The sequence below is a fragment of the Vogesella sp. genome (assembly GCF_046297735.1).
GTDB classification, from domain to species: Bacteria; Pseudomonadota; Gammaproteobacteria; order Burkholderiales; family Chromobacteriaceae; genus Vogesella; species Vogesella urethralis.
On record NZ_JBKBHK010000013.1, the window covers coordinates 35,699 to 51,206 of the forward strand.

A 15,508-nucleotide genomic window follows, 5' to 3' on the forward strand; every position below is an offset into this window, starting at 1 on the left:
GCGGCCAACCTGGGTGGTTGGCCGCAGCCGCTTACCCTGCGCGGGGCAGGGCAGGCGGGTGTCAGATGCGCATCGGCATTACCACGTATTTGAACGTGGCGTGCTCGGGGATGGTTACCAGCACGGCGCGCACGGCGTCGCCAAAGGCGAGCTGTACGGTGTCGGCCGGCAGGTTGGTTAGCACATCCAGCAGGTAGTTGATGTTGAAGCCGATTTCCAGCGAGGCGCCCTGGTAGGCGATTTCCAGCTCTTCTTCGGCTTCTTCCTGTTCACTGTTGGTACACAGGATGGACAGCGTACCCGGGCGCAGCACCAGGCGCACGCCGCGGAATTTTTCGTTGGCCAGAATGGCCGCACGCTGCAGGGCCTGCAGGAAGGTGACGCGTTCCAGCAGGAAGATGTTGTTGTTGTCCAGCGGGATAACGCGGTTGTAGTCCGGGAACTTGCCATCCACGATCTTGCTGATGATGACGGTGCTGCCAAAGCTGAAGCGTACCTGGTTGGACAGCAGCTCTACGTTGATCTGCTCGTCGCTGTCCTGCAGCAGCTTGTACAGCTCCAGGATGGTTTTGCGCGGCAGAATCACTTCGCTCTTGGCCAGGTTGGCGTCGATGTCGGCACTGGCAAAGGCCAGGCGGTGGCCATCGGTGGCGACCAGGCGTACCTGGTTGCCTTCGGTTTGCAGCAGCAGGCCGTTCAGGTAGTAGCGAATGTCCTGCACGGCCATGGCGTACTGTACCTGGGCAATCAGGCGCTTCAGGTCGCGCTGGGCCAGGCTGAAGCTGGCTTCGGCGGCACTGGCGGCCGACAGCAGCGGGAAGTCGTCTGCCGGCAGCGTTTGCAGGTTGAAGCGGCTTTTGCCGGCTTTCAGGGTAAGGCGGCCGTCCTGTTGTTCCAGGGTAACGGTGGCGTTACCGGGGATGGCACGCAGGATGTCCTGCAGCTTCTTGGCCGAGGTGGTGAGGCGGAAGGCTTCACCGGCGATGTCGTCGTGGCTGGCGGTGGTGATCTGGATTTCCAGATCGGTAGCCAGAAAGCTCACCGCATCTGCCTTCTTCTCGATCAGTACGTTCGAGAGGATGGGCAGGGTGTGGCGACGCTCCACAATGCCGGTGACAGCCAGCAGGGGTTTGAGCAGTGCATCGCGTTCGGCTTGCAGAATCAGCATGTGCGGACTCCTGGTGGGTTACAGGTCGTTATCAAAAAATGCTTCAGTTACGCAGCATGGACAGCAGCGTATCGTAATCGTGGGCGATGTCGGCGTCACTGCCGCGCATTTCGGCAATGGTTTTGCACGCGTGCAGCACGGTGGTGTGGTCGCGGCCGCCGAAGGCATCGCCGATATTGGGCAGGCTCAGCGAGGTAAGCTCTTTGGCCAGCGCCATGGCTACCTGGCGCGGGCGCGCGATGTCGCGGCTGCGCTTTTTGCTGTGCATGTCCGACAGCTTGATCTTGTAGTACTCGGCCACCGTTTTCTGGATGGCGTCCACGGTAACCTGGCGGTTGCCGGCGGCCAGAATGTCTTTCAGCGCCTCTTTGACCAGCTCCATGGTGATGGGCTGGCTGGTAAAGCGGGCGTAGGCCACCACGCGCTTCAGCGCGCCTTCCAGCTCGCGCACGTTGCTGCGCACGTTCTGGGCAATGAAGAATGCCACGTTGTGGTCCAGCTTGGTGTTGTCGGCTTCGGCCTTCTTCATCAGGATGGCCACGCGCATTTCCAGCTCCGGCGGCTGAATCTCGACGGTAAGGCCCCAGCTGAAGCGCGAGATCAGGCGCTCTTCCATGCCTTCGATCTGCTTGGGGTAGCTGTCGCAGGTCATGATCACCTGCTTGCCGCCCTCGATCAGCGCGTTGAAGGCGTAGAAGAATTCTTCTTGCGTGCGGTTCTTGCCGGCAAAGAACTGGATGTCGTCGATCAGCAGCAGGTCCAGGCTGTGGTAGTAGCGCTTGAACTCGTCAAACGCCTTGTGCTGGTAGGCGCGCATGATGTCTGCCACGTAGCGTTCGGCGTGGATGTAGCGGATCTTGGCTTGCGGGTTCTTCTGGTAAACGTGGTTACCGATGGCCTGGATCAAGTGGGTCTTACCCAAGCCGACGCCGCCGTACACAAACAGCGGGTTGTAGGCCGGGTCGCCCGGGTTTTCGGCAATTTGCAGCGCGGCGGCGCGCGCCAGCTGGTTACCTTTACCGGTCACCAGCGTATCGAAGGTGAACGCCGGGTTCAGGCGGGTGCTTTCGTGACCGCCGCCAATGGCTTTGAGCGCGGCTTGCTTGGGGCTGGTGGCCACGCTGGGGTTGCTGGCCGGTTTGCTGTCGGCAGGTTTAGCGTCGCCAACGTCTACGTTGGCCGCAGCGGCCGGCGCGGCGCCGTTGCTGCGCGGCGTGGCCTTGGGCGGCGTAACCGGCGCCGGGGCTTTGCCCGCCGGCGCGCCAATGCGCAGCTCTACCGGCATTTCGCCCAGCAGCTCGATGGCCAGCTCTTCAATACGCGCGAGGAAGCGGTCCTTGATGAACTGCAGGATGAAACGGTTGGGCGCGTACAATACCAGCGCCTCCTCGGACGGCTCGGCGGCCAGAGGACGGATCCAGGTATTGAATTGCTGGGAGGACAGTTCTTCCTCCAGACGCGTCAGGCACGTAGGCCAGAAGTGTTCCGGTGCAGTCATCAAAGTCATTAAAAACAAAATCCCGCCGTAATCGAGACAACTGGTCTTGGGGGCGGGAGAACCGGCGGCGAGTAACACCGGCGGTTATGGTTGGGTGGCCTGCATCAGGGCGCCGTGTGCAGATCAAGATTGCTTTGCAGGGCACGGCAGCAGGCAGCTTTTTCAAACGGCTATTCTACGGCTTTTGCCCAAAGTTATCCACAGCGTTGCAAACATTTTGTGCAGTTGGCCGCCCGTTACGGGCGCGTTTGTTGCCTCTATAATGCGTCAGCACGTAGGGCAGGGCGGTGCTGCTACCGCCTTTAAAGACGCAATGCTTGACAAAACATGGCTTTATCTGTGTAATCACGCGTTTATTTCCGTTTCGAAACAGGAAAACCATCATGAAACGTACTTACCAGCCTTCCAATACCCGCCGCAAGCGTACCCACGGCTTCCTCGTTCGCTCCAAGACCCGTGGTGGTCGCGCCGTTCTGGCCGCCCGTCGCGCTAAAGGTCGCAAGCGTCTGGCTGTCTAACGCTTGGACAACACATTTCGCCGTGCGCACCGGCTTTTAAAAACGGATGAGTTCTCATCCGTTTTTCATTTGCGCAACGCGCGCAGCAACCAGTTGTTTCAGGTATACGCGCGGCCTAACGGCTTGACGCATGCACGGCTGGGGCTGGTGGTGGGCAAAAAGGTGGCCAAACGCGCCAACCGCCGCAATTACATCAAGCGGACGGTGCGTGAGTGGTTTCGCCTTAACCGCCATACATTGCCGGCCATGGACTTTGTGGTGCGTTCGCGTCAGGCCTACCACCGCGACGACTATCAACAAGCTGTCACGGCGTTGGCCGCGCTATTTGCTAAACTAGCCCGATGTCGAAATTCTTGATTCTTTTGGTGCGTTTCTACCAGTTGGCCATCAGCCCCTGGTTGCCGCCGCGTTGCCGTTATCAGCCAACGTGTTCGGCTTACGCTATCGAAGCATTGAGAAAGCACGGCGCCATCAAGGGCGGCTTGCTTGCGACACGACGGATTTGCCGTTGCCACCCTTGGGGCGGCAGCGGTTATGACCCGGTTCCCTGACCTTTCCGGTAAGAGAGATGGACTCCAGACGACTGATTATCTTCATCGCGCTGTCTTTCGGCATCCTGCTTCTGTGGCAGGAATACTTTGCGCCGAAGCCGCCCGCCAAGCCTGCCGTACAGCAACAAGCTGCCGCGACAGCCGCCCCGAATACTGACGTACCGTCTGCCCAGCTGGCAGACAGTGCCAAACTGGCCAAAGGCCAGCGCGTGGTAGTAAATACCGACGTGCTGCGCGCCGAGATCGACACCAATGGTGGCGACCTGCGCGGCCTGCAGCTGTTGAAGCACGACGGCGCGGTAGATACCAGCAAGCCGTTCGAGCTGTTCACCGACAAGGGTGACCGCCTGTACGTGGCGCAAACCGGCCTGATCGCCGCCGGCAATGGCGCACTGCCTACCCACAAGACCGTATTCACTGCCGAAAAAACCAGCTACCAGCTGAATGGCGACCAGGTGGAGGTGAAACTGACTGCCCCGGCCGCCAATGGCGTGCAGGTGAGCAAGGTGTACACCTTCAAGAAGGGTAGCTACGTTATCGATGTACGTTACGACATCACCAACGGCGGCAGCACCCCGCTGTCCACTACCGCTTACTTCCGCCTGCTGCGCGACGGCAAGACCCCGGAAGGCGAAAGCCGTCTGGCACAAACCTTCACCGGCCCGGCCGTATACACTCACGACGCCAAGTTCCAGAAGGTAACGTTTGACGACCTGGACAAAGGCAAGGCCGAATACGCCAAAGTGGCGGATAACGGCTGGGTGGGCATGGTGCAGCACTACTTCGGTAGCGCCTGGGTGCTGAGCCCGGAAGGCGGCCAGAAAGTATGTGCCAGCGCGCAGAGCTGCCAGTTCCTGCTGGAGCCGAAGTCCGGTGCCTACTCGGCAGCCGCCCTGGTCACCGTGCCCACTGTGGCGCCGGGCAAGACCGCGTCGCTGAGCGTGCCGCTGTTTGCCGGCCCGCTGGAGTACAACACCGTGACCAAGGTGACCGAAGGCCTGGAGCTGGCCAAAGACTTCGGCATGGTGCACATCTTTGCCTCGCCGCTGTTCTGGCTGCTGACCAAGCTGCACGCGCTGGTGAACAACTGGGGTTGGGCCATCGTGCTGCTGACCCTGATCGTGAAAGCCGTGTTCTACCCGCTGACCGCCGCTTCCTACCGCTCGATGGCCAAGATGAAGGTGCTGGCACCGCGTCTGGAAAACCTGAAGCAGCAGTACGGCGACGATCGCATGAAGTTCCAGCAAGCCGTGATGGAGATGTACAAGACCGAGAAAGTGAACCCGCTGGGCGGCTGCCTGCCCATGCTGGTGCAGATTCCGGTGTTCATCGGCCTGTACTGGGCGCTGCTGGCCTCGGTTGAGCTGCGCCAGGCGGAATGGCTGTACATCCACGATCTGGCCCGTCCGGACCCGTTCTATGCGCTGCCGCTGATCATGGCGATCACCATGTTCGCGCAAACCTACCTGAACCCGCCGCCGGCCGACCCGATGCAGGCCAAGATGATGAAGATCATGCCGGTCATTTTCTCGGTGATGTTCTTCTTCTTCCCTGCTGGCCTGGTGCTGTACTGGGTAGTGAACAACCTGCTGTCCATCGCACAGCAATGGTATGTCAACGAAAGCATCGAAAAAGCCCGCAAGGCGGCGCTGCAGTCCTGATCTGCGGCCAACCTTGTACGGTAGAATCACAGCCCGGCCTTCTGGCCGGGCTTTTTACTGCCAGCCCCGTACGGCGGGCTACAATGGCATCTGCCACGAACCCCACGAAAGAACACGAAAGCCGCCTGTCAGCGTCTGCCTGATGCCGCGTCTTTAGGGTGTCTTTTCGTGGCTTTCGTGGCCCCAGCATCCAAGGAACCCCCATGAGTCTGAGCTACACCCCCAGCACCATCTGCGCCATTGCCACTGCCCCCGGTCGCGGCGGCGTGGGGGTGGTACGCGTGTCCGGCCGCGACCTGCTGCCCTTTGCCCAGGCCATCAGCGGCGGCAAAACGCCGCGCCCGCGCTACGCCACCTATACCGATTTTTACGCCGCCGACGGCAGCGCCATCGATAACGGCCTGCTGTTGTACTTCCCCGGCCCTAACAGCTTTACCGGCGAAGACGTCATCGAGCTGCAAGGCCACGGCGGCCCGGTGGTGATGAAGATGCTGGTCAGCCGCTGCCTGCAGCTGGGGGCGCGCCTGGCCGAGCCGGGCGAGTTCACCAAGCGCGCCTTCCTGAACGACAAGCTGGACCTGGCGCAAGCCGAAAGCGTGGCCGACCTGATCGACGCCGCCAGCGAAAGCGCCGCCAAGAGCGCGCTGAAGTCGCTGAAGGGGGCGTTCTCGAACCAGATCCATGGCCTGGTGGATGAGCTGATCAACCTGCGCATGCTGGTGGAAGCCACGCTGGACTTCCCCGAGGAAGACATCGACTTCCTGGAAAAAGCCGACGCCGTGGGCCGCCTGCGCCGCCTGCGCGGCCAACTGCAGCAGGTGCAAGCCACCGCCAAGCAGGGCGCGCTGCTGCGCGAGGGCATGCACGTGGTGCTGGTGGGGCAACCCAACGTCGGTAAGTCCAGCCTGATGAACGCGCTGGCCGGCGACGACATTGCCATCGTCACCGACATTGCCGGCACCACCCGCGACACCGTGCGCGAGGAGATCGTCATTGACGGCGTGCCGGTGCACATCATCGATACCGCCGGCCTGCGCGACACCGACGACGTGGTGGAAAAGATCGGCATCGAGCGCACCTGGCAGGCGGTAGAGCGTGCCGACGTGGCGCTGCTGCTGATCGACAGCCGCGACGGCATCGTGCCCGAGGTACAGGCGATTCTGGACAAGCTGCCGCCACGCCTGCCGCGCGTGCACGTGTTCAACAAGGTGGACCTGTCTGGTGGCGAGGTTGGCCGCAGTGAGCAGGACGGCCACCCGGTGGTGCACCTGTCGGCGCGTACCCACGCCGGCGTGGACGACCTGCGCGCACTGCTGCTGGAGATGATCGGCTACAGCGGCGATAGCGAAGGCGTGTTCCTGGCCCGCGAACGCCACCTGGATGCCATCGCCCGCGCTGCCGACCATCTGGCGCTGGCCGAAGCCGACTGGCAGATGGTGGAAATCTTTGCCGAAGAGCTGCGCATGGCGCAGAACAACCTGTCGGAAATCACCGGCAAGTTCACCCCCGACGACCTGCTGGGCGTCATCTTCAGCCGTTTCTGCATCGGCAAGTAAGCCGGCTAGAACCGGCGCACAGCATGCCGGGTCAGATTCGTCATAACGGATAACAACAATACAGAGGTTGCTATGCGATTTGGGGCTGGCAGGTGGCGGCTGCCACTGCATGTGGTGGGGGTAACGGTTTTACTGCTGCTGGATGATGTTATTCACCAGCAGTTTGTTGCGGCCAACCAGGCCGAGCTGGAACTGCGTTACGTTGCGGTACTGCTGCTGTTTTCACTGGGCTTGTGCTTACTGGCCAGCCGTTGGCTGATCTGGCCGCTGCTGGCGCTGCTGGCGGCCATGCAATTGGCGCAGCTGGGCAATATCTCGTTTGCCGGCGAGCCGTTGGCGCCTGCCGAGCTGGTGAGCTTGTTCGGTCAGCCCGGCGAGGTATGGCAGAGCGCTCGCCACCACTGGCAAGACCACTGGCCGGTATGGCTGGCAGTGGCGCTGCCGTATGGCCTGCTGGCCTGGCTGTTGGGCCGGCTGCCGGCACCGGCCACGCGCTGGCGCGTGCTGGGGGGTGTCCTGGTGCTGGCCGTGCTGCTGGCCAAACCCTATCGTGCTACCTACCGCGACATGGACGCCTTCATGCCCGGCCCTACCCGTAGCAGCCTGCACAACAGCCTGAACGCTTTTGCCTACTACGCGGTACGTCTGGCCGGGCGCGAACAGGCCGCGCTAGCGTTACCGCCGCCGCAACCGTACCGTTTGCAGCCGCTGCCTAGCCAGGCGCAGCACGTATGGGTGGTGGTGGTGGATTCGCTGCGCGGCAGCCGGCTGGGGGTGCTGGGCTACCCGCGTGCTACCACACCACAGTTGGCCGCCACACCGGGCTTGCTGGCCAGGTCGGGGGTCGCGTCCGGGGTGGCGACCGCGGTGTCGCTGCCCAGCTTTGTGAACCTGGTCAGCCACCCGGGGCAGCACCACCTGCTGCGCCAGCAGCCGTACAACCTGTTCCGCCTGGCGCAGCAGCGGGGTTTTCGCACGCTGTGGCTGTCGTCGCAGGAGTCCAAGCTGCTGGCCAATCTGGGCAGCCCGTTCATGGACGTGCGCATCAGCCGTGAAGACCACCCGCTGTTGTTCAGCCAGCAGCACGATCATGCGCTGCCGCAGCTATTGGCACGCCAGCAGTTGGGCGCGCGCAGTTTCGTGATGCTGAACCTGCGTAGCGCGCACAGCCCGTACGAAGACAATTACCGCCACGCCGGCAAGCGCTTTTTGCGCTGGCCGACCGACGACAGCCTGCCGTACGCCACCCGTAAATCCAATGCCTACGACAACGCCGTACTGTACGCCGACGACGTACTGGGTCAGATCATTCGCCAGTTCGAGGCATTGCCTGGCGAGCGCTATTTGCTGATTACCGGCGACCACGGCCAACTGCTGGGCGAGGACGGTCGCTGGGGGCATAACGATCTGCGGCCGGAGGTAGCCGACGTGCCGATGCTGCTGTTGGCACGGCAGGCGCCGGCTGGCGGTGTGAATGCCTTGGCGGCGCAATCGCATATCAGCCACTACGAAGCGGCGGTATGGCTGGCCGCCCGTTTGGGTTATCAGGTACATAACCCGCTGTGGCGCGAAGGTGAGCATTACCTGTTGGGCAAGTTGCTGTGGCAGGACAACCCCTTGCTGCCGATGCGCGAGCAGGGCGGGCAGCTGCAGTTTGCGCCAGCGGTGTTGCTGAGCAGTTGGTTGAAGCAACAGCAACCCGGTTGATTGCTCGGCCCGAGGCGTGCAAATTTGATAGATAAAATAGTGTTTTGGCCGTTCAATTTTAAATTGAAAGCTAATATTACCAGCGGTGCGATGCTAAACTCGAATACTGTGGAGCGTATTCGTTGTAGGTGACGGGCGATGAAAATGGTGTGCCGTGTGACTAGCGTGCCCTATGCGGTCGGGAGCGCGTGATGAGAGCGGTGTTGTCCACGCTGGCCCTGCTGCTGGCTTGCAGCACCGTGCCTGCTGGCGCCCAGCGCCTGGTGTTTGCCTTCAATACGGCCGAACCGTACAAGGTGCTGGATGCCAATGGTCGCCCGGCGGGGGCTTACGTGGATATCATGCGCGAGCTGGCGCGGCGTAGCCAGCTGGTGTTGCAGATTGAGCAGGCACCGCTGAAGCGGGTGTTGGCGATGCTGGAAAACGGCAGCGCCGACATCAGCATTGGCATCAAGGGTGGGCCCGAGCGCGACGCCTACCTGCAGTTTCTCGACCCGCCATTTGCCCCCAGTAGCCGTACTGTGGTGTTGCAGCGTGCCAGCGATCCGCGTCAGTTACGTCACTACGACGATCTGCTGCCGCTGCGCATTGGCGTGGTAGAAGGTGTTAACTACTTTCCCCGCTTCGATGCCGATCTGCGCCTGCGCCGCGATGCCGCTCCCAATGTGGATAGTGCGCTGCGCAAGCTGCTGGCCAAGCGTTTTGACGTGCTGATGATTAACAGTTTGCAGGCGCAGAGCGAGTTACGCCACCTGCGCTACCGTGACCTGATACGTACTGCAGCAGTCAGCTTTGAATTCGGCGACCCGCGTCGCATTGCCATTTCGCGCCGCTCGCCGGTGGCGCAGCAGCAGCAGCGGGTGTTGTCGCAACATCTGGCAGCCATGGTTAAAGATGGCACCATCGCTCGCATGCTGGCCAAGGCGGATGCCGCAGCAGCACGGGGCCGCCAGCCATGAGTCGTCGCCAGCACTGGCCAGCAGCGCTGCTGGCATGGTGTTGCGTGCTGCCCTTGCATGCAGCACCGCCAACGGTGCTAAACATCGCCTTCAGCGAAATGCCGCCGTGGAAAATGGTGGACGCCCATGGCGAGGCGCAAGGCCCGTACGCCCGCATCCTGCGCCAGCTTGCCGAGCAGCTGGACGCCACGCCGCGTTTTATCGTCTGTTCGCTCAGCCGTTGCCTGCAGCTGATGCAGCGCGGCGAGGCCGACGTGGCGCTAGGGTTGGCCGCCACGCCGGAGCGGGTGGCCTATATCGATTTCATTTCCCCGGGGCTGGATGAAGACGCCCGCATCGCCTTTTTCATGCGCCGCAACGACCCGCGGCCGCTACGCCGCTACGAGGACCTGGCCGGCTTGCGGGTAGGCGTTACCCACGACCGCCGCTACTTTGCCCGTTTCGACCAGGACAGCACGCTGCAGAAAGACGTGGCGCTGCAGACCGAGGCGTCGATGCGCAAGCTGGTGGCCGGGCGGGTGGACGTGGTGATTGCGCCGGTGTGGCATGGCCGCAGCGTACTGGCGGCTACCGCGCTGGCCGGCCGCGTACAGCAGATGCCGCTACTGATGCCCGGTTACGGTGGCTACATTGCTTTTTCGCGGCTGTCGCCGTGGGGGCCGTATCGTGCCGAGGTGGCCTTGGCCATTACCCGCATGCGGGCGCTGGGGCAGCTGGACCCCAACCGCAAGGTCGTGTCCAGCCGGCGTTGTGACGGCCAGAGCGGTCGCCGGCTGCCCGGTTGTGGTTTCGATGGCCGCTAGCGACGTGTGCGGCGCTTGCTAAGTGCCGTGGCGGCCGGGTAGCCAGCTGCTGTCCAGCCGGTCGGGCCGGTCGGTGCACAACATATCCACCCCCCAGTGCCGCAGCCGCTGCATGTCGTCCAGCTGGTTGACCGTCCACGCCATCACTGCCAGCCCTGCCTGGTGCAGCGCCTGTACCGTGGCTTCGTCCAGTGCCCGGTAGTGCACGTGGATGGCGCGGCAATCCAGTGCTTGCGCCTGTGCCACGCTGTGGCCATCCAGTTTTTCCAGCAGCAGCGCCCGCGGCAGTTGCGGCGCATGTTGCCGTGCTGCCGCCAGCGCCTCGACATCAAACGACGACAGCAGCGGCAGCAGCACCGCGCCCTGCCACAGGCTGACGATCTCGGCCACGCAGCGTTGCGCCATGTTGGCCGCGTCGGCGGCCGGTTTCAGTTCCAGGTTTACCGCCATGCCCAGCTTGCGGCAGCGTGCGGCCAACTCGGCCAGCGACGGCACGCCTTCGCCGGCAAACGCCAAGTGGTGGTGGCGGCCGGCATCCAGCCGCTGCAGCGTGGCCAGCGGCTGCGCGGCTACGTCGCCGCTGCCAGTGGTGGTGCGTTCCAGCTGGTGGTCGTGAATGATCACCGCCTTGCCGTCGGCGCTGAGCTGGACGTCGCACTCCACTCCGCTCACCCCTAGCCGGTGGGCCAGCAGCAGGCCGGCCAGGGTGTTTTCCGGTGCCAGGGCGCCGCCCAGGCGGTGGGCAAAGCCCAGTGGGTATGGCCAGTGCATGTTTTGACTCCGATCCATGAAAATATCGTAACGGGGTGCGTTACAAAAAAGTCACGCCAGCCGGGAAATTCTGTTTTGGCGTCGGTATTTAGCTGCATTTCATACAAGTGTTATCCCTTAAGCGTAAACCCTTCTTTACAAAGTGTCGGACAAGATTGTCTACTGTGGTGCATATGTTGCGCCGCAATATGCTGATTCGACGCGTGTTTTCCCCGTGCCGGTGCGTGTGTTGACCGCCTGGCAGTATCGATGTCGCAGCGCAGCAACGTGCAATACACGCCACAGTTGGCCGCACAATGTGAAGTAAATGTGAAAAAGTAATTTCAAATCAGTTGATTAAGAAGTTGTCAGACAGTATTCATGACAACGATGACGCGACCTTGGCGCAGTGGCAGCCCGTCTGGCATGTCGCTTTTATGTAAAAGCATTGCGCCAAATTAAAAGTCGTGCTGTAGTAATAATTCAAACGCTCGTTCGAATTCAGGCCTCGCACGGGCGTTCGCTATCTCTGAAGCTTTTATTTGTCATTCAACCATTTGCAGAAAGGAAGACCATGCAAATCGCTATTCCGGCCGAAAGGCTGGCAGGTGAAACCCGCGTGGCCGCCACACCGGAAACGGTGAAGAAACTCGTCGCCATGGGTCACGCCGTGGTGGTGGAGCAGGGGGCCGGCCTGGCAGCCGCGCTGCCTGATGCGGCCTTTGCCGAGGCGGGGGCCACCTTGGCCGCATCGCGCGCTGCGGTGCTGGCGCAGGGCGACATCGTGCTGACCGTGCGCCCCTTGCCCGACGACGCTATCGCCGAGCTGAAAGACGGCGCGGTGCTGATCGGCCAGCTGGCGCCGTACCAGAACACCACCTTCCCGGCGCTGGCCGCCAAGAAGGTATCGGCCTTCGCCATGGAGCTGCTGCCGCGTACCACGCGGGCGCAGAGCATGGACGTGCTGTCCAGCCAGAACAACATCGCCGGCTACCGCGCGGTGCTGCTGGCTACCTACTACTACCCGCGTTTCATGCCGATGCTGATGACGGCAGCCGGTACAGTGAAGCCGGCCCGCGTGCTGATCATGGGCGTGGGCGTGGCCGGCTTGCAGGCCATTGCCACCGCCAAGCGCTTGGGGGCGGTGGTGGAAGCCACCGACGTGCGGCCGTCCACCAAAGAACAGGTAGAAAGCCTGGGTGCCAAGTTCATCGAGGTGCCGATGACCGAGGAAGAGAAGAAAGCCAACGACGGCGTGTACGCCCGCGAGATGTCGGACGACTACAAGCGTCGCCAGGCCGAGCTGGTGGCCAAGCACGCGCGCCAGGCCGACATCATCATCACCACCGCGCTGATTCCGGGCAAGAAGGCGCCCACGCTGATCAGTGCCGACATCGTGGCGGCGATGAAACCGGGCAGCGTCATCATCGACATCGCGGCCGAAGCCGGTGGTAACTGCGCGCTGACGGTGCCGGGCGAGGTGCAGCGCACCGACAACGGCGTCACCGTGGTGGGCGTGTACAACCTGCCGGGCCAGGTGGCGGCCGATGCCTCCAGCCTGTACGCCAAGAACCTGCTCACCTTCCTGTCGCTGATGCTCAGCAAGGAAGGCTTCACCCTCAATCTGGAAGACGACCTGCTGGCGGCCACCCTGGTGACGCACGACGGCCAGGTTCGCTTTGCAGCGGCCAACTAAGGAGACCCATCATGGTTGACCCGTTCATCACCAGTTTCACCATCTTCGTGCTGGCCGTGTTTGTCGGCTACCACGTGGTGTGGAACGTTACCCCGGCGCTGCACACCCCGCTGATGGCCGTGACCAACGCCATCTCCGGCATCATCATCGTCGGCGCCATGCTGCAGGTAGTAGATATCAATGGTAGCCAGATCACCGTGACATCGGTGCTGGGCACCATCGGTATTTTCCTGGCCAGTATCAACATCTTCGGCGGCTTCATGGTGACCCAGCGCATGCTGGACATGTTCAAGAAGAAGAAAAAATAAGGAATCGCACAGATGGAGAACGTATCCGCAATCCTGTACCTGGTGGCCGCCGTGCTGTTCATCCTGTCGCTGAAGGGGCTGTCCTCGCCCACTACCGCGATCCAGGGTAACCGCTACGGCATCCTCGGCATGTTGATCGCCGTGGCCACCACTTTCATGATCCTCGACAAGCCGGTGCTGGCGCTGATTGCCGGCGCCATCGTGGCCGGCGGCGCCATTGGCGCGTACAAGGCCAAGACGGTGGAAATGACTGGCATGCCGGAGCTGGTAGCTGCCATGCACTCGCTGGTGGGCCTGTCCGCGGTGCTGATCGCCGTGGCCGCTATCTTCCACACCGGTGTCGAGCACACCGGCGTGCAGAAGATCGAGCTGTTCATCGGTGCCTTCATCGGTGCCATCACCTTCACCGCCTCGGTGGTGGCCTACGGCAAGCTATCCGGCAAGTTTGGCGCCAAAGCGGTGAACTTCAGCGGCCAACACCTGCTGAACCTGGTGCTGGCGCTGGCGATGGTGGGCTTTGGCGTGGCCTACTTCTTCACCGATAGCCACGGCGCCTTCCTGATGATGGTGGCCATTGCGCTGGTGCTGGGTGTGACGCTGATCATCCCCATCGGCGGTGCCGACATGCCGGTGGTGGTGTCGATGCTGAACAGTTACTCCGGTTGGGCAGCCGCCGGTATCGGCTTCACGCTGAATAACCCGGTGCTGATCATTGCCGGCGCCTGCGTGGGTGCCTCCGGTGCCATTCTGTCCTACATCATGTGCAAGGCGATGAACCGTTCTATCGTCAGCGTACTGCTGGGCGGCTTTGGTGCCGAAGCGGCTGCCGGCGGCAGCGCTGACAGCGGGCCGAAGAACTACAAGTCCGGTTCTGCCGAAGACGCCACCTTCCTGATGAGCAACGCGGATAGCGTCATCATCGTGCCTGGCTACGGCCTGGCCGTGTCGCGTGCCCAGCATGCGCTGCAAGAGTTTGCCGAGCTGCTGCACCAGAAAGGCGTCAACGTGCGCTACGCCATCCACCCGGTGGCTGGCCGTATGCCGGGCCACATGAACGTGTTGCTGGCCGAAGCCGAAGTGCCGTACGAGCAGGTGCAGGAGATGGAAGAGATCAACTCCGACTTCTCCAATACCGACGTGGTGCTGGTGATTGGTGCCAACGACGTGGTGAACCCGGCGGCGCAGAAGGACAAGCAAAGCCCGATCTACGGCATGCCGATCTTGGAAGCGCACAAGGCGCGCACCGTGATCGTAGTGAAGCGCTCGATGAGCGTGGGCTACGCCGGTCTGGATAACGAGCTGTTCTACATGGATAAAACCATGATGGTGTTTGGCGACGCCAAAAAGGTAGTGGAAGACATGCTGAAGGCGGTGTCGCACTAAGCTGCGGCCAACCTCTGCACCGACCGACCCTGCTTGCCCTGCAAGCAGGGTTTTTTCTTGCCTGCCGTGTCCGTAACAGGCTGCCCCCCGTTTGACCCGAGTCAATACCCGCTTGTATTAGCATGGCTAATATTGGCGGCCTAATCGGTTTGCTCCGGGCAGGTGGCTCGCACGCGCTATGGCACAGGTTCTCTACAACGACGGTAACCACAAATGCATCGCCTTTACCGACCTGGTACAAGGCGAAGGTATCCAGGCCAACCAGTTTGCCATCGTGCACGATGGCGACGGCATGCTGCTGGACCCGGGCGGCAACCTCACCTACAAACACCTGCTGGCGGAGATGGCCGACCACTTCCTGCCGTCGCATACCCGCTATATTTTTGCCTCGCACCAGGACCCGGACATCATCGCCTCCGCCAACGGCTGGCTGTTGATTACCGACGCCCAGATCGTCATCGCGCAGGAATGGACGCGCTTCATCCCGCACTTCTGCGTCAAGGGCGCTACCGAAGGGCGGCTGATCCCAATTCCGGCGCGCGGCATGACGCTGCCGCTGGGCCGCACGCGGCTGGAAATCGTCCCGGCACACTACCTGCACACCGTCGGCTTTTTCCAGGTGTACGACCCGATCAGCAAGATCTTGTTTTCCGGCGACATCGGCGCCTCGCTGATGGACGGTGTCAGCGCCGCGCAGCCGGTGGAAGACTTCGATCGCCATCTGGTGGACCACCACATGTCCGGCTTTCATCGCCGCTACATGAGCAATAACCGCGCCGCCCGGCTGTGGGTGAACATGGTGCGGCAGATGGACGTGGAGTGGATCGTGCCGCAGCACGGCGCGTCCTACAAAGGCAAGGACATGGTGAAGCGCTTCCTCGACTGGTTCGAGAAACTGGAGTGCGGCACCGATCTGCTGTCTGAAGCCGACTTCCCGCCCCGGCGCTGAC

Annotated in this window: 15 protein-coding genes; 12 read left to right on the top strand and 3 right to left on the bottom strand. The window is 62.2% G+C overall.

Features of this window, described 5'->3' with window-relative positions:
- Positions 1–61: 61 nt before the first annotated feature.
- Entirely contained in the window at positions 62–1,168 is a 1,107-nt protein-coding gene (dnaN, locus tag ACK4FZ_RS14115) for a DNA polymerase III subunit beta (RefSeq protein WP_409821906.1), read from the bottom strand.
- Between the two features lie 43 nt (positions 1,169–1,211).
- Positions 1,212–2,666: a chromosomal replication initiator protein DnaA gene (gene dnaA / locus ACK4FZ_RS14120; protein WP_144373401.1), complete on the bottom strand. Its 1,455-nt coding sequence runs from the start codon at positions 2,664–2,666 to the stop codon at positions 1,212–1,214.
- Between the two features lie 383 nt (positions 2,667–3,049).
- Here dnaA and rpmH point away from each other — a divergent pair, with 383 nt between their 5' ends.
- The 8 genes from rpmH (at position 3,050) to ACK4FZ_RS14160 (ending at position 10,421) form a co-directional block, all read left to right on the top strand.
- Entirely contained in the window at positions 3,050–3,184 is a 135-nt protein-coding gene (gene rpmH, locus ACK4FZ_RS14125) for a 50S ribosomal protein L34 (protein ID WP_088965802.1), read from the top strand.
- Positions 3,185–3,187: 3 nt separating this feature from the next.
- The gene (rnpA, locus tag ACK4FZ_RS14130) at positions 3,188–3,541 is read left to right on the top strand and encodes a ribonuclease P protein component (RefSeq protein ID WP_409821908.1); all 354 of its coding nucleotides are present in this window, start codon (positions 3,188–3,190) and stop codon (positions 3,539–3,541) included.
- The gene (gene yidD, locus ACK4FZ_RS14135) at positions 3,526–3,735 is read left to right on the top strand and encodes a membrane protein insertion efficiency factor YidD (RefSeq protein ID WP_081600700.1); all 210 of its coding nucleotides are present in this window, start codon (positions 3,526–3,528) and stop codon (positions 3,733–3,735) included. Before rnpA ends, yidD begins: the two co-directional genes overlap by 16 nt.
- Before the next feature lie 17 nt (positions 3,736–3,752).
- On the top strand, positions 3,753–5,396 hold the full coding sequence (gene yidC, locus ACK4FZ_RS14140) for a membrane protein insertase YidC (protein WP_409821910.1): 1,644 nt from the start codon (positions 3,753–3,755) through the stop codon (positions 5,394–5,396).
- 209 nt (positions 5,397–5,605) lie between these two features.
- Entirely contained in the window at positions 5,606–6,952 is a 1,347-nt protein-coding gene (gene mnmE / locus ACK4FZ_RS14145) for a tRNA uridine-5-carboxymethylaminomethyl(34) synthesis GTPase MnmE (RefSeq protein ID WP_409821975.1), read from the top strand.
- A gap of 72 nt (positions 6,953–7,024) precedes the next feature.
- Positions 7,025–8,659, top strand: a complete 1,635-nt coding sequence (locus tag ACK4FZ_RS14150) for a sulfatase-like hydrolase/transferase (RefSeq protein ID WP_409821912.1) — start codon at positions 7,025–7,027, stop codon at positions 8,657–8,659.
- Between the two features lie 191 nt (positions 8,660–8,850).
- Positions 8,851–9,618: a substrate-binding periplasmic protein gene (locus tag ACK4FZ_RS14155; protein ID WP_409821914.1), complete on the top strand. Its 768-nt coding sequence runs from the start codon at positions 8,851–8,853 to the stop codon at positions 9,616–9,618.
- Entirely contained in the window at positions 9,615–10,421 is an 807-nt protein-coding gene (locus ACK4FZ_RS14160) for a substrate-binding periplasmic protein (RefSeq protein ID WP_409821916.1), read from the top strand. The genes ACK4FZ_RS14155 and ACK4FZ_RS14160 overlap by 4 nt, the downstream gene beginning before the upstream one ends.
- A gap of 18 nt (positions 10,422–10,439) precedes the next feature.
- Here ACK4FZ_RS14160 and ugpQ read toward each other — a convergent pair whose 3' ends face one another.
- On the bottom strand, positions 10,440–11,192 hold the full coding sequence (gene ugpQ, locus ACK4FZ_RS14165; protein WP_409821918.1) for a glycerophosphodiester phosphodiesterase: 753 nt from the start codon (positions 11,190–11,192) through the stop codon (positions 10,440–10,442).
- A gap of 553 nt (positions 11,193–11,745) precedes the next feature.
- On the opposite strand from ugpQ, the gene ACK4FZ_RS14170 reads away from it, so the two are divergent.
- The 4 genes from ACK4FZ_RS14170 (at position 11,746) to ACK4FZ_RS14185 (ending at position 15,507) form a co-directional block, all read left to right on the top strand.
- Entirely contained in the window at positions 11,746–12,867 is a 1,122-nt protein-coding gene (locus ACK4FZ_RS14170; protein ID WP_144373361.1) for a Re/Si-specific NAD(P)(+) transhydrogenase subunit alpha, read from the top strand.
- Positions 12,868–12,878: 11 nt separating this feature from the next.
- Positions 12,879–13,175 carry a proton-translocating transhydrogenase family protein gene (locus ACK4FZ_RS14175; protein WP_409821920.1) on the top strand — a complete coding sequence of 99 codons (297 nt, stop codon included), beginning with the start codon at positions 12,879–12,881 and terminating at the stop codon, positions 13,173–13,175.
- Positions 13,176–13,187: 12 nt separating this feature from the next.
- Positions 13,188–14,558: an NAD(P)(+) transhydrogenase (Re/Si-specific) subunit beta gene (locus tag ACK4FZ_RS14180; protein WP_409821922.1), complete on the top strand. Its 1,371-nt coding sequence runs from the start codon at positions 13,188–13,190 to the stop codon at positions 14,556–14,558.
- 178 nt (positions 14,559–14,736) lie between these two features.
- Positions 14,737–15,507, top strand: coding sequence for an MBL fold metallo-hydrolase (locus ACK4FZ_RS14185; protein WP_409821923.1), 771 nt, complete (start codon positions 14,737–14,739; stop codon positions 15,505–15,507).
- Position 15,508 lies beyond the last annotated feature (1 nt).